Here is a 12913-nt window from a genome sequence, read left to right on the forward strand (position 1 = left end):
CTTCGGAGCTTTGGAAAACGGAGCCCCGTTCGAGCCAGGCACCCGCCGTCGTCGTTCGCGGAGTTATTGTCCGTAGATGCAGGCTTCGCCGCCCTGCATACATGGACAAAAACTCCACAAGGGGATGTGAAAAGGTGGTGCTGTGAAATCCGTGCCTGATTCCTCCCGCCTGTTCACCCCGCCCTGCGGTCCCGTCACCGGATGGCGGGACGGTGGCGTGGTCCGGGCTACCGGCATCCCCTACGCCACGGCCCGCCGTTTCCAGCCTCCCGTTCCGGCGCCTGACTGGGACGAGCCCTTGCTGGCCACCTCCCCCGCCCCTGCCTGTCCGCAGGGGCCGGTGCCGTTCCTCGACGATGTCCTGGGCACCCGTTACGGCGAACTCCCGGGCAGCGAGGACTGCCAGAACCTGTCCATCACCATCCCCGCAGACCTTGCCCCTGGCGAGAGGCTGCCCGTGATGGTATGGATCCATGGCGGTTCCTACACCACAGGATCCGGCGACCTCGCCATCTTCGACCCCGCAGTGCTCGTGGCCGAAAACCGGGTGGTGGCAGTCTCGGTGACCTACCGCCTGGGGCTGTTCGGCTTCCTCGCCACCCGCTCGGGCCGGCCGGGCAATCTGGGGCTGCTGGACCAGCTCGAGGCGTTCCGCTGGGTGCAGCGGAACATTGCAGCGTTCGGCGGCGACCCGGGCTGCGTGACGGCCTTTGGCCAGTCGGCCGGCGGTGACGCGATCGCCCACCTTATGGCGACTGCTGAGGCGCCGTCGCTGTTCCAGCGGGCCATCATCCAGAGTGCACCGTTGGGCATCTCGCGCGGCCGGAACAAAATGAACCACGCAATGGGCATCGCTGCCGAAGCCGTTACCGAGGAAACGCCGGCAATGGAAGTGGTGGAGCGGGAGGACCATGTGGCGCAGGTGGCCCGTAAATTCGGAATGCTGGCCGCTATGCCTTTCGGCACCCAGTACGGGCACGCGCCGCTGCCCGAGGAAGCCGCCATAGAGGCAGCCTGGAACCGGTCCGCTCCCGGCATCGAGGTGCTGATCGGTCATACCTCCGAGGAGGCGCGGCTGTTCCTGCCACGCAGCCCGTACCTCAGCAGGCTGGCCAAGATCCCTGTCGCCGGGACCGCCGCAGTCCGGGCCATCGATTGGGTGGTCACCGAAACCGTCTACGGCCGGGCAGCCCGGAAGTTCGCGCGCCGCCATGCCCTGGCCGGCGGTAAGGCGCACCGCTACATCCTGCACTGGCATGCACCGGGAAACATTTTCGGCGCCGCCCACACCATTGATCTCCCACTGCTCCTCGGTAACCGCAAAACGTGGGACGGCGTAGGGCTGATCGCCGGTGCCCGTTGGGAGGATGTGAATTCCGTGGGACGCGAGCTGCGAAGCCTGTGGGCTGCTTTTGCCCGGGGTGACGGACTGGGCGACAAGGGTGGGATCCCTGGGGCGCTGACCTATCATGCGGCGCGACCAGGAGTTTAGGCGGTGGCTGTGGTGTTTCCGGACCGCCCAGGACGGTGCAGCAGGCACCAGGCACCAGGCACCAGGCACCAGGCACCAGCGTTACAGAACCAGGGGCACCAAGTCATTTAGCGTCCAGCGGGGACCCGAGGGGCTAGCCGAGCTGCCAGTTCCGGATTTCCTCCGGATCCTCCCCATGGGTGCGGGTGTGCTCGCGGGCACGGATCCGGCGGTCCTGGAGCTCCTGCCGCAGCATCGAGTGCTTCTCGGCGAGGCCGGGGACCCGGTCTATGGCATCGATGGCCAGCTGGAAGCGGTCGATGCCGTTCAGCATGGCCATGTCGAACGGCGTGGTGGTGGTGCCCTCCTCCTTGTAGCCGCGCCCGTGCAGCCCCTCCTGGTTGCTGCGGCGGTAAGCAAGCCGGTGGATCAGCGCCGCATAGCCGTGGTAGGCGAAAATGATGGGCTTCTCGGCGGTGAAGATCCCGTCGAAATCACGTGCCGGGAGCCCGTGAGGGTGCTCGCTCTCGTCCTGCAGCCGCATCAGGTCAACCACGTTCACGACGCGGACCTTCAGCCCGGGAGCCCCCAGCCGGAGCAGCTCCGCCGCCGCAACTGTCTCCACGGTGGGAACGTCGCCGGCGCAGGCCAGCACAACGTCCGGTTCCTCGCCAGGGACTTCGGAGCCGGCGAAGTCCCAGATCCCCAGCCCCCGCTGGCAGTGTGTGGCCGCGTCGGCCGGCCCCAGCCACGTGGGAGACGGCTGCTTTCCGCTGACCACGATATTCACGTAGTCCGTGGACGCCAGGCAGTGCTCCATCACGGACAGCAGCGTGTTCGCATCCGGCGGCAGGTACACCCCCGGATGACCTCTGCCTTCTTGTTCACCGCGTGGTCGATAAACCCCGGGTCCTGGTGGGAGAACCCGTTGTGGTCCTGCTGCCAGACATGCGAGGACAGCAGGTAGTTCAGCGACGCCACCGGCTGGCGCCACGGCAGCTTGCGGTGCACCTTCAACCACTTGGCGTGCTGGTTGAACATGGAGTCCACAATGTGGATAAAGGCCTCATAGCAGCTGAAGACGCCGTGCCGGCCGGTCAGGAGGTACCCCTCAAGCCAGCCCTGGCACAGGTGTTCGCTCAGCACCTCCATCACCCTGCCGGAGCGTGCAAGGTGCTCATCGACGTCGTCAATCCGGTACTGCCACACCTTGTCCGTGACCTCATAGACGTTCTGCAGCCGGTTGGACGCCGTCTCGTCCGGGCCGAAAAGCCGGAACGTTTCCATGTTCAACTCAATGACGTCCCGCATCCAGGAGCCCAGGGTGACCATCGGGCTGACCCGCTCACTGCCCGCCCGGACCACCTTGACGGCGTGGTCCCGGTAGGCAGGCAGCTTCAGCGCACGGCGGAGCAGGCCGCCGTTGGCGTGGGGCGTAGCGCTCATCCGGAAGTTTCCGGTGGGCGCACCCTCGGCGACAGCCGGCCGGAGCCGCCCGTCGCCGTCGAACAGCTCGTCAGGACGGTACGACTGCAGCCACTGCTCCAGCAGCCGCAGGTGGTCTTCGTTGGTGCGGACCTCGGACAGCGGCACCTGATGGCTCCGCCACGTCCCTTCAACCTGCAGCCCATCCACTTCTCGGGGTCCGGTCCAGCCCTTCGGCGAGCGCAGCACGATCATCGGCCAGCGGGGCGCGCCGCCGTCTGCCTCATCCGCCCCTACTTGAGGCGTTCGACGGTAATCCTGGATGGTGCGGATCCCGGCCAGGCAGCTTTCCAATGCCGCGGCGAAGTCCCGGTGCGCCTGCTCAGTGTCGTCCGGGTCCTTTACGGTGACGAAGTGGGGCTCGTGGCCGTAGCCCCGCAGGAGCTGCTCCAGCTGCTCTTCGGGCATGCGCGCCAGGATGGTGGGGTTGGCGATCTTGTACCCATTCAAGTGCAGGATGGGCAGCACGGCGCCGTCCGTGGCCGGGTCCAGGAAGTTGTGGGAATGCCAGCTGGCGGCAAGCGGCCCGGTCTCCGCCTCGCCGTCGCCAATCACGACGGCGGTCACCAGCTGGGGGTTGTCCAGCACCGAGCCGTAGGCATGGGCGAGGGAATACCCGAGTTCACCGCCCTCGCTGATGGAGCCGGGGCTTTCCGGAGCAGCGTGGCTGGGAATGCCTCCCGGGTAGGAAAACTGGCGGAAGAGCTCGGCCATGCCTTCCGCGTCGTTGCCTACGTGGCCGTAAATTTCGGAGTATGTCCCTTCCAGCCAGGCGTTGGCGACGACGGCGGGGCCGCCATGGCCTGGACCCGCCACAAAGAGCATCTCGGCGGAGTCGCGGCGGATCACACGGTTCAGGTGGGCATACACAAAGTTCAGGCCCGGGGTGGTGCCCCAGTGGCCCAGCAGCCTGGACTTCGTGTGCTCGGTCCTCAGCGGTTCGCGCAGCAAGGGGTTGGAGCGGAGGTAGATCTGCCCTACCGAAAGGTAGTTGGCGGCGCGCCACCAGCGGTCTACACGTTCGAGTTCGTCCTGGCCCATGCTGCTGGTCATAACCATCCTCACGTCGCGTTCACCGCCAAAGGCGGCCATTGGTCCATCGCATCAGATGGCTCGGGGCGAGGCAACCCCGCTTGCCTCCACTCTGCTACCAGCGGGTAGTCTTTGGTTTCAGATGTTCACGCTGACAATCAACCAAACCGACAGCCGGCGCGATGGCGACCGGGTGCCGCAGTTGCTCAAGGACCTGCGGCATATTCCTGCGCGCCTGGATTTCGACCGGTCGGTGGAGGACGAGGTCCAGGGCATTGTGGACTGCCCGCGGCAGGCCGTCGAGGCGGCACTGATCGCGCTGCGCTGTGGTTCCTGGTACGTGGGAATCGGCGTCGGGCCTGTCAACGAGCCGTTGCCCAACCAGATTAAGGATGCCTCCGGCCACGGGCTGGTGTACGCCCGGCGCGCTGTTGACCGGCTGCGGAACAGCAAGGAGCGGATTCCGGTGGCGGTGGAGGGGCCGCTGTCTGATGTGGCCCATGACGCTGAGGCCGTGCTTCGGCTGCTGGGACATATCGTGCGTGACCGTTCCGAGGCGGAGTGGCGGGTCCTTGACCTGCTGACCCCGGGCGTCCGCGGCCAGCAGAAGGCGGTGGCCCACGAACTGGGCATCACCACGCAGGCGGTCAGCAAAGCGGTGGCCCGGGCGCAGTGGAACGAGGAGCACGCAGCCCGGCCCGCGGCGGCCCGGCTCCTGGGGTTGATCCTCGAGGTGCGCTAGACAGCCTTTTCGCTGGCTTTCAGGGTCTGCGGTGTGCAGGAGGAACACGTTGAGATCGCCGGGGCCGTCATTGCAGGAGACCCCGCCCGCGCCCGGGAGCGATGCAGCAGCACGTTAGGCGCAGCCTGGGACGCCTGCCATCGCTGTCCTGAGCAGGGACTAATCCCCCGCGATCAAGCCTGGGTTGCCGCCATCACCGGCTCGCCGTTGAAGTATTCGAGCTGCCATCCGTCGATTGCGTGGTGGTGCGCAAGGTTCAGGACGGCATTGTCGATGCTCTTCAAGGTGCTCCCCACGGCCCGGCTGAGGCTCACGCGGAGCAGCGTCCCGTGGGCGACGACGAGAAGCCGGCGTCCGCGGAACTCGTCGGCCAAAGCCTCCAGGGCGGCCAGTCCCCGGTCTGCTGCCTCGTCCTCGCTTTCCGCGCCGCGGAAACCCCCGGGGATCCGCAGAGCGTCGAGTTCCGGACCGGCCTGCATGCCCTCGGCAGGGCCGAAGCTCCGCTCAACGAGCCCGGGGACCCGGCGGACCTCGTCGAGTCCGAGCCCGGCGGCGATCAGCTCTGCGGTTTCAGCAGCGCGGCTGAGCGGCGAGGACACAATGGCGTCCCATTCGTAAGCGGACAAAACGGCAACGGCGTCACGCGCCTGGGCCCGGCCGACGTCGTTCAAGGGAATGTCCGTGGAACCCTGCAGCCGGCGCTGCGCATTCCAGTCGGTCTGGCCATGGCGGATGAGGGCGAACGTCGTAAGGGTCATGCTTCCCATTCTGCCCGACGGCGGCCCGCACCCGGGCAGCGGCTGCCGTTCAGCGGGTACCGCTCAGCTCAGGCGGGGATCAGTTGACGGCAAGAACCAGGTATGCAGCGGCGAGGACCAGCGCCACGGGTGTCATCACGGCACGCTCCGGCTTGCTCCGCGATATGGCGTTCATCAGCACGCCGAGCGCAAAATACCCCGTCAACACCCAGGTGACCACCGACGTGACAGTCCCGCTGGCCAGCAACGGCACCATGCCGGCTTTGGCAAGGGCGATGTATCCGAAAACCGCGTACAGGACGATGGATACCGCGCTGCCCACCCGCAGCCCGGGGGGCAGGACCTTGTGCTGCCCTCCCCAGGCGAACCGGCCAAGCGGAGCACCGCTCACCAGCGCGGCCTGCAGCACGGCCAGGCCAGCCAAAACGGCGCAGGCGGCCAAGGCCGCCAGCTGAACCAGCATTCAGGTGCACCGGTAGCTAGAGGAGGCTGCGCAGCACGTGGGCGGCGCCGTCGTCGAACACAGAGTGGGTGACCTCGTCAGCGGCTGCAATCACTTCCTCCGGAGCCTGGCCCATGGCCACGCCCCGTCCGGCCCAGCTGAGCATCTCGATGTCGTTGCGGCCGTCCCCGACAGCCACGGTGAGGTGCGGTTCGATGCCGAGGCGGTTCCGCAGGTTTTCCAAAGCGCTGGCCTTGGTTACCCCGGCAGCGGCAATATCCAGCCAGGCGGTCCAGCCCACGGAGTAGGTTACGCCGGCCAGGCCAACGTGCTCGATCGCTTCGTTGAACTCTTCCGGCGTGTTTTCGGTGCTGAACACCACTACGCGCACGGCGGTGGCTTCGAGCATGGTGTGGAAATCCACACCGACGGCCTCAACGCCGAAGCTCGCATCCTGGAAGCGTTCGGTGGACAGGAAGTTTCCGTCCTCATCTTCCAGTGCGTACTTGGCAGACGGCAGCCGCTCGCGGAGTGCACGAAGGGCAGGAGCGGGGTCGAAGGTGGCCTTATGGATGACCTCGTAACCGTTTTCAAGCTCGGGGTGGAGCCGTAGCGTCACACCGCCGTTGCAGCACACCGCATATCCGCGCTCAATCCCGATGTTCTCAATGATGGGGAGCATGGCGTTGAGGGAGCGGCCGGTGGCAATCATGACCTCGTGCCCGGCGGCTACCACTGCCTGCGCCGCTTCGCGGACGGCCGGGGACATGTGCCCGTCGTGGTCCACCAGGGTGCCGTCCACGTCCAGGGCGACCATCAGCTTCTGGTCTACGTTGTCGTTTTCGTTCTCTCGCCGGTCGTCGTTGCCGGCGACTGAGGTTTCAGTCAGCGTTGTCATCCATCAAGTAGAGCAGACCACTCCCAACCCCGCTAGGACGCGCGCCACAGATTCTTTGAACTGTTGGTAAACATCCGGAGCCTTCCGGGGCGCAGAAATCACTACCGCTGCGATCAGAAGCTTGTCCGCGGATCCGAACCTTTCAGGTTCGGATCCGTGAACAAACCAGGAGCGGGCGGAACTTACAGGACCGGGAGGACCTCAAGGCCGCCCAGGTACTTCTGCAGTGCCTTCGGAACGTTAACCGAGCCGTCGGCGTTCTGGTGGTGCTCCAGGAGAGCCACGATCCAGCGGGTCGTGGCCAGCGTGCCGTTCAGCGTGGCCACGGCCCGGGTGCCCTTCGCGGCCCCAGCCTCATTCACCACGCGTTCGCGGATGTTCAGGCGGCGGGCCTGGAACGTGGTGCAGTTGGACGTCGAGGTCAGCTCGCGGTATGCGCCCTGGGTGGGGACCCACGCTTCGCAGTCGTACTTCCGTGCGGCAGAGGTGCCAAGGTCGCCGGCAGCGGTGTCGATCACCCGGTAGGGCAGCTCGCACTTGGCCAGCATCTCCTCTTCCCAGGCCAGCAGGCGCTGGTGCTCGGCGGCTGCCTCCTCAACCGTGGTGTAGATAAACATCTCCACCTTGTTGAACTGGTGCACGCGGATGATGCCCCTGGTGTCCTTGCCGTGCGAACCGGCCTCGCGGCGGTAGCAGGAGCTCTGCCCGGCATAACGGATGGGGCCAGCAGAGAAGTCGAGGATTTCGTCGGCGTGGTACCCGGCGAGGGCAACCTCCGAGGTGCCCACGAGGTAAAGGTCGTCTTCCGCGAGCCGGTAGATCTCGGCGTCGTGCTTAACATCAAAGCCCGTGCCCTGCATGGTCTCCGGGCGCACCAAAGTGGGCGTGATCATGGGGACAAAACCAGCTTCAATCGCCTGGTCCATGGCCATCTGCAACAGCGCCATCTCCAGCCGGGCACCCACGCCGCGGAGGAAGTAGAAGCGGGCTCCGGAGACTTTGGCGCCGCGCTCCATATCAATCGCGCCGATCAGCTCGCCGATTTCCAGGTGGTCCTTCGGCTCAAAGTCCGGGAATTCCCGGGGCGTACCGACGGTCTTGACCACCACGTAGTCGTCCTCGCCCCCCGCTGGAACACCGTCCTCAATGAGGTTGGGAATAGTGCGCAGCAGTTCTTCCTGCTTCAGCTGCGCCGCGTCTGCTTCAGCGGAGGCAGCCTTGACCGAGTTGGCCAGTTCCTTCACCTCGGCCAGCAGCGCCTTCTTTTCATCGCCTTTGGCCTGCGCCACCTTTTTGCCGAAGGCGTTCTGCTCGGCGCGGAGGTTTTCGAAGCGGATCAGCGCCGCCCGCCGTGCAGAGTCCGCGGAAATGATCGCGTCCACCACTGATTCGTCCGCGCCGCGGGCGCGCTGGCTGGCTCGGAACTTGTCCGGGTTTTCGCTGAGGTCTTTTACGTCGATCACCACACAAGGGTATCCAATCCGAAGGAGTACGACGGCGGCCGCGGGCACCCGGGACCGCCGCACCTCCCGCCGGGATACTGTTGGGGGACCATGAGCGACCTGATTCTCTACGTGCTGATTGCGGTGGCGCTTGCTTTCGCCATCTCCAGCTGGTGGGGAGTGCGCAGGCTCAAGGCGCTGCATGTGCGCAGCGCCGTAGGCGGGGACGCCCACGAAGCCGGGCTCACCGATCAGCGCGTGGTGGTGATCCTTAACCCGGTCAAGGCCCGCTCGGACGAAGCCAAAGCCACGATTCAGCGCGCCTGCCTGACGGCCGGCTGGGCTGAACCGGTGTTTTACGAAACGACGGTCGAGGACCCGGGCTTCTCACAGGTGCAGGCGGCGTTGGGGCATAAGCCCGACGTCGTTGTAGTGGGTGGCGGCGACGGCACTGTCCGGGTGGTGGCTGAATCCCTCGCCCGCACCGGCGTCGCGATGGGCATCATTCCGCTGGGCACCGGAAACCTCCTGGCCCGCAACGTGAACCTGGACGTCAACGACCTCCACGGCAACGTGCAGGCAGCGCTTTTCGGCCACCAGCGGTACATCGACACCGCCAGGATGGGCATCGAGAATTCCTGGACCGGCCATTCCTCCGAGCACGCATTCCTGGTGATTGCGGGGATCGGCATGGACGCCGAAGTCCTGGCCGACACCAACGCGGGCCTCAAGAAAACGTTCGGTTGGCTGGCGTACACGGAAGCGGGGATGCGCCACCTGCCCGGCCGGCGGAAGAAGATTTCAATCTCCCTGGACGGCAGCCCGGACCAGGTCCGGAACGTCCGCAGCATCCTTTTTGCGAACTGCGGGCTGGTGCCCGGCGGCATCGACTTCATTCCGCAGGCCATGATCGACGACGGCATGCTGGATGTGGTGGTGATGAGCCCGCGCAGCGCCGTCGGCTGGCTGCTGATGTACGCAAAGATCATGTTCAAGCACAGCGGGAAACTGCCCATCATGACCGTTTACAGGTCGGGCAGGGTCGTCATCGAATGCCCCGAACCGATGCCCACGCAGCTCGACGGCGACACGGCAGGCGAAGCCACCAGGGTCACCGTGCAGGTGGAGCCGCGTTCGTTACTGATCAGGGTTAAGGGGCAGGGCTCGCTGGTTTGAAGCAGCAGGTTCAGGCGTGGGCTTCCTTGCGCGCCTCAGCGGCGGCTTTCGCGGCGGCGCGGGCCTCGGACTGCTCCCGGATCATGGCCTGCTCCTCTTCAAAGCGCAGGCGGTCCGCCCGGTCGGCCTCATCGCCGTCCCAGTCCTGGTTGTCGGCGGCGGGGCGGGGATTCACGATCATCCCCTGGCCATCGTTGTTAGAGCTGTTGGTACTCATGACCCGCTCCCTTCGCTAGGGGCCATCCCCCATTTGTGGATCAAGTAAGCATACGCATTGTCCCCAGCCCGCGGAAGTGGTATGCAGGGCAATCACCTACGCTGTGGGCGAAGCGGCGGAACCGGTGGCAGGACGCCCATGTTGGGGCCGCAGCCCTTCCACCCACGCCTGTGATGCATCGAATGCGGCGTCAGAGGTATGCGGTTCCACCACTGTCACTTGGTGGTCGGCGCGCGGGTAGGAGCCCAGGAAACGCGTGGCCGGGCTGATGCGGTGGAGTCCTGCGAGGGCGTCGGCGACGCGTGCGTCGCCGACGTGGCCGTCCGCGTCGATGCTGAAGAAGTAGTGCCCCAGGTACTGCCCGGTGGGCCGCGATTCGATCCGGCTGAGGTTCACGCCCCGGCTGGCGAACTGGTCCAGGATCTCCATGAGGGCGCCGGGACGGTCCTCGGGCAGGGGCACTACCACTGTGGTTTTGTCCGCTCCGGTGCGTTCGGGCAGTATGCCGGGCCGGCTGACCAGAATGAAGCGGGTCACGGCGCCGGGGTTGTCTCCTATGCCCTCGGCGAGCAGCGTAAGGCCCGGCTGCTCCTGGGCCACCAGCGGGGCGCAGATCGCCGCATCGTAATGGGTATCGTCCTCCAGCAGCCCCATGGCCGCTGCGGCGGTTGAGGACCCGGCGACATACTCCGCGCCGGGGAGGTGGGCGTCCATCCAGAGCCGGCACTGCGCCCAGGCGTGGCCATGAGTGGACACCCGCTTGATGTCCTGCAGCCGCCCGCCGGGCCGGGCCACCAGCACAAAACTGATGGGCACCAGGACTTCCCGGATGATCCGCAGTTCCTGGCCGGTGGCGATGGCGTCGAGGGTGGCCGTGACGCCGCCCTCCACTGAGTTTTCGATGGGCACCATCGCAGCGTCGGCCGACCCGTCGCGCACCTTGTCCAAGGCCACGTTGACGTTCGCCGACGGGATGCGGGTGGCCTGCCCGGCGCCTGGGACCTTCAGCAGCGCGGCCTCGGTGAAGGTGCCTTCGGGGCCGAGGAAGGCGTAGGTGGCGGAGGGCGCAGGCATGGATATTCCTTTGGAATCATAGGGCACCCTTTGGGCGGGGGCCGGAAGGCGGAAGCGAAGCGTGGAGGTGCTAGAGAACCAGCGGCTTCAGCCCGTTGTCTGCTACCAGCGGCTTCCCGGCCTCCAGCCACTGGTCCATGCCGCCGGAGACATTCATCGCGGTGTAGCCCTGGCCCGTAAGCCATTGCGCGGCTCGGAAGGACCGGCCGCCGGTACGGCAAATGACGTACAGGTCCTCGTCCGGGTCGAGTTCGTCCAGCCGCGATGGCAGCTGGTCCAGGGGAATGTGAAGGGCCCCTTCCGCATGCCCGGCCACCCACTCGTAATCCTCACGCACGTCCAGGATGGCGGCGTCGGCAGGGATGTTGTTGACGGGGACGGAATCAAAATCGCTCATGGAAAGTCCTGTCTGGCTGATCGGGTTCAGCGTTAAGCCTAGTCCCCGGGGCCCCTTGGCTGCGCGGAAGATCTGCAAGTTAGGCTACTCGGAAGACCCTAGGAGGAACCCTTGACTGCAGAGCAGCCCGCCATTCTGGAAACCTCGGGCGGCTTCAGGCCCGGCAGCCGCACCCGGCTCGCGGACGACGGCGTGGGGTTGGTTTACCACGGCACGTCGCTGATCGGGGCGGTGGCTGAAGTCCAGAGCAAGGGCGCGTACATCGCGACCCGTTCCGAGGACGCAGAGGGCGCCGATGAGGAACGCCTGGAGCCGCGGTACCATGGCTGAGCTCCACGACCTTTCCGCCGTCACTCTCCGGGACAGTCTCCGGAGCGGGGAGGTTTCGGCAGCGGAAGCGGCGGCGCATTTTCTTGACCGGATCGAGCGGCACAATCCCCTGCTCGGCGCGTTTGTCACGGTGACGGCCGAGCAGGCGATGGACGATGCCTGCGCGGCCGACACGCTCCGGAGCAGTGCTCCTGTTGAAGCACTCCCACTCCTGCACGGCATGCCCCTGGCGTTCAAGGACCTCACGGACGTGGCCGGAGTGGTGACCACCCACGGGAGCGCTGCCCTGGACCACAAGCCAGCGGTCAGCGACGGACCGCTGGTGGCGCACCTCAGGGAAGCTGGCGTGATCTCCCTGGGCAAGACGCAGGTGCCCGAGTTCGGGCTGACGGCCTACAGCGAAAACCGCACGGCGCCGCCGTCGCGCAATCCCCACGCCCCCAGCAGAAGTTCAGGGGGATCCTCCGGCGGGAGTGCCGCAGCGGTGGCGGCCAGACTTCTTCCGTTCGCGCCCGGCACAGACGGCGGCGGCTCCATCCGCATCCCTGCCGCCGCCTGTGGCCTGGTGGGCCTGAAGCCGGGCCGCGGCCTGGTTCCGGCCGGAGAGAGCCTGGGCGACCCCGCACGGCTGGTGGTGGCCGGTCCCCTTGCCCGAGGCGCCGCCGATGCCGCGCTGATGATGGATGCGCTGGTCCCCTCCCCCGCTGGTACCCGGGACAGCGGCTACCTCGCTTCACTGGACCACGAGCCGCCGCGGCTGCGGATCGGGGTCACCGTGGACAGCCCCTGGTCCGGCACCTTCCCGTTTACACCGGACCAGGAGGCGGTGGACGCGCTCCGGGCCGGAGAGGAACTTCTGGAGCACGCGGGGCACTCGCTCAGCGATGCCACCATCCGCTATGACAACCGCTACCCGGACGCGTTTACCACCGCGTGGACGGCTCCGGTGGGCACGGCCCGGATCAGCCCGCACCGTGAAGCCCTGCTGGCGCCGCTGACCCGGACCTTCCGGCGCCGGGCCCAACAGCGCAGCGTGGCGAAGCTGAATGAAGCGTTGGCCTTCCTGCGGCAGTTCGAGCGGGACACGGTGTCGCAGTACGCGCAGTGGGACCTGATGCTGATGCCGGCACTCGCCCAGACACCGCGCCCGGTGGGCTGGTTCACCGGGACAGCCCATGGTGATGACCGCTGGCCAGTTTCCCAGTGGGCAGGAGACGCCGACGGCGACTACCGGAAGCAGTGCGAATTCGCGCCGTGGTCTTCCATGGTCAATGTGTGCGGGCTGCCCGCCATCACCGTTCCAGTTTCCTGGACCGGCGGAGCTCCCGGCGAGGGGCTGCCCATGGGAATCCAGCTGGTGGGGCCTATCGGCTCGGAGTTGCTCCTGCTGCAGGTAGCCCGGCAACTCGGTTATTGAGGCAGCCGCAGGAACCCGCCGGCGCCTCTGTC

General features: G+C 66.6%; 12 protein-coding genes and 1 pseudogene. 5 read left to right on the forward strand and 8 right to left on the reverse strand.

What is annotated here, in order from left to right; genetic code table 11:
• The first annotated feature begins 142 nt into the window (after window positions 1–142).
• Entirely contained in the window at window positions 143–1492 is a 1350-nt protein-coding gene (locus AC5RWX_RS23730; RefSeq protein ID WP_494098751.1) for a carboxylesterase family protein, read from the forward strand.
• A gap of 133 nt (window positions 1493–1625) precedes the next feature.
• Here AC5RWX_RS23730 and AC5RWX_RS23735 read toward each other — a convergent pair.
• Window positions 1626–4009 (reverse strand): annotated as a pseudogene (locus AC5RWX_RS23735) (phosphoketolase family protein).
• 121 nt (window positions 4010–4130) lie between these two features.
• Between AC5RWX_RS23735 and AC5RWX_RS23740 the strand changes: the two are divergent.
• Window positions 4131–4730, forward strand: coding sequence for a hypothetical protein (locus AC5RWX_RS23740; RefSeq protein WP_494098752.1), 600 nt, complete (start codon window positions 4131–4133; stop codon window positions 4728–4730).
• A 173-nt stretch (window positions 4731–4903) separates the two neighbouring features.
• On the opposite strand, the gene AC5RWX_RS23745 is transcribed toward AC5RWX_RS23740, so the two are convergent.
• The 4 genes from AC5RWX_RS23745 to serS all read right to left on the reverse strand — a co-directional run bounded on the left by AC5RWX_RS23745 (window position 4904) and on the right by serS (window position 8291).
• Window positions 4904–5488, reverse strand: coding sequence for a histidine phosphatase family protein (locus AC5RWX_RS23745; RefSeq protein ID WP_494098753.1), 585 nt, complete (start codon window positions 5486–5488; stop codon window positions 4904–4906).
• Window positions 5489–5567: 79 nt separating this feature from the next.
• Window positions 5568–5951, reverse strand: a complete 384-nt coding sequence (locus AC5RWX_RS23750) for a hypothetical protein (RefSeq protein WP_494098754.1) — start codon at window positions 5949–5951, stop codon at window positions 5568–5570.
• Window positions 5952–5967: 16 nt separating this feature from the next.
• Complete coding sequence (locus AC5RWX_RS23755; RefSeq protein ID WP_494098755.1) at window positions 5968–6828, reverse strand: HAD family hydrolase; 861 nt, start codon at window positions 6826–6828, stop codon at window positions 5968–5970.
• 182 nt (window positions 6829–7010) lie between these two features.
• Window positions 7011–8291 carry a serine--tRNA ligase gene (gene serS, locus AC5RWX_RS23760; RefSeq protein WP_494098756.1) on the reverse strand — a complete coding sequence of 427 codons (1281 nt, stop codon included), beginning with the start codon at window positions 8289–8291 and terminating at the stop codon, window positions 7011–7013.
• Between the two features lie 90 nt (window positions 8292–8381).
• On the opposite strand from serS, the gene AC5RWX_RS23765 reads away from it, so the two are divergent.
• Entirely contained in the window at window positions 8382–9446 is a 1065-nt protein-coding gene (locus AC5RWX_RS23765) for a diacylglycerol/lipid kinase family protein (protein ID WP_494098757.1), read from the forward strand.
• 10 nt (window positions 9447–9456) lie between these two features.
• On the opposite strand, the gene AC5RWX_RS23770 is transcribed toward AC5RWX_RS23765, so the two are convergent.
• The 3 genes from AC5RWX_RS23770 to AC5RWX_RS23780 all read right to left on the reverse strand — a co-directional run bounded on the left by AC5RWX_RS23770 (window position 9457) and on the right by AC5RWX_RS23780 (window position 11134).
• A complete protein-coding gene (locus AC5RWX_RS23770; protein WP_458780650.1) occupies window positions 9457–9663 on the reverse strand; it encodes a hypothetical protein in 207 nt (68 codons plus the stop codon).
• 96 nt (window positions 9664–9759) lie between these two features.
• Window positions 9760–10737, reverse strand: coding sequence for a prephenate dehydratase (gene pheA / locus AC5RWX_RS23775; protein ID WP_494098758.1), 978 nt, complete (start codon window positions 10735–10737; stop codon window positions 9760–9762).
• Between the two features lie 70 nt (window positions 10738–10807).
• On the reverse strand, window positions 10808–11134 hold the full coding sequence (locus tag AC5RWX_RS23780) for a rhodanese-like domain-containing protein (protein ID WP_494098759.1): 327 nt from the start codon (window positions 11132–11134) through the stop codon (window positions 10808–10810).
• 111 nt (window positions 11135–11245) lie between these two features.
• On the opposite strand from AC5RWX_RS23780, the gene AC5RWX_RS23785 reads away from it, so the two are divergent.
• Both AC5RWX_RS23785 and AC5RWX_RS23790 read left to right on the forward strand, forming a co-directional pair.
• Window positions 11246–11464, forward strand: coding sequence for a hypothetical protein (locus AC5RWX_RS23785; protein ID WP_494098760.1), 219 nt, complete (start codon window positions 11246–11248; stop codon window positions 11462–11464).
• Window positions 11457–12881 carry an amidase gene (locus tag AC5RWX_RS23790; protein WP_494098761.1) on the forward strand — a complete coding sequence of 475 codons (1425 nt, stop codon included), beginning with the start codon at window positions 11457–11459 and terminating at the stop codon, window positions 12879–12881. The genes AC5RWX_RS23785 and AC5RWX_RS23790 overlap by 8 nt, the downstream gene beginning before the upstream one ends.
• The last annotated feature ends 32 nt before the right edge of the window (window positions 12882–12913 follow it).

The sequence above is a fragment of the Arthrobacter sp. SPT-J7 genome, assembly GCF_059089965.1.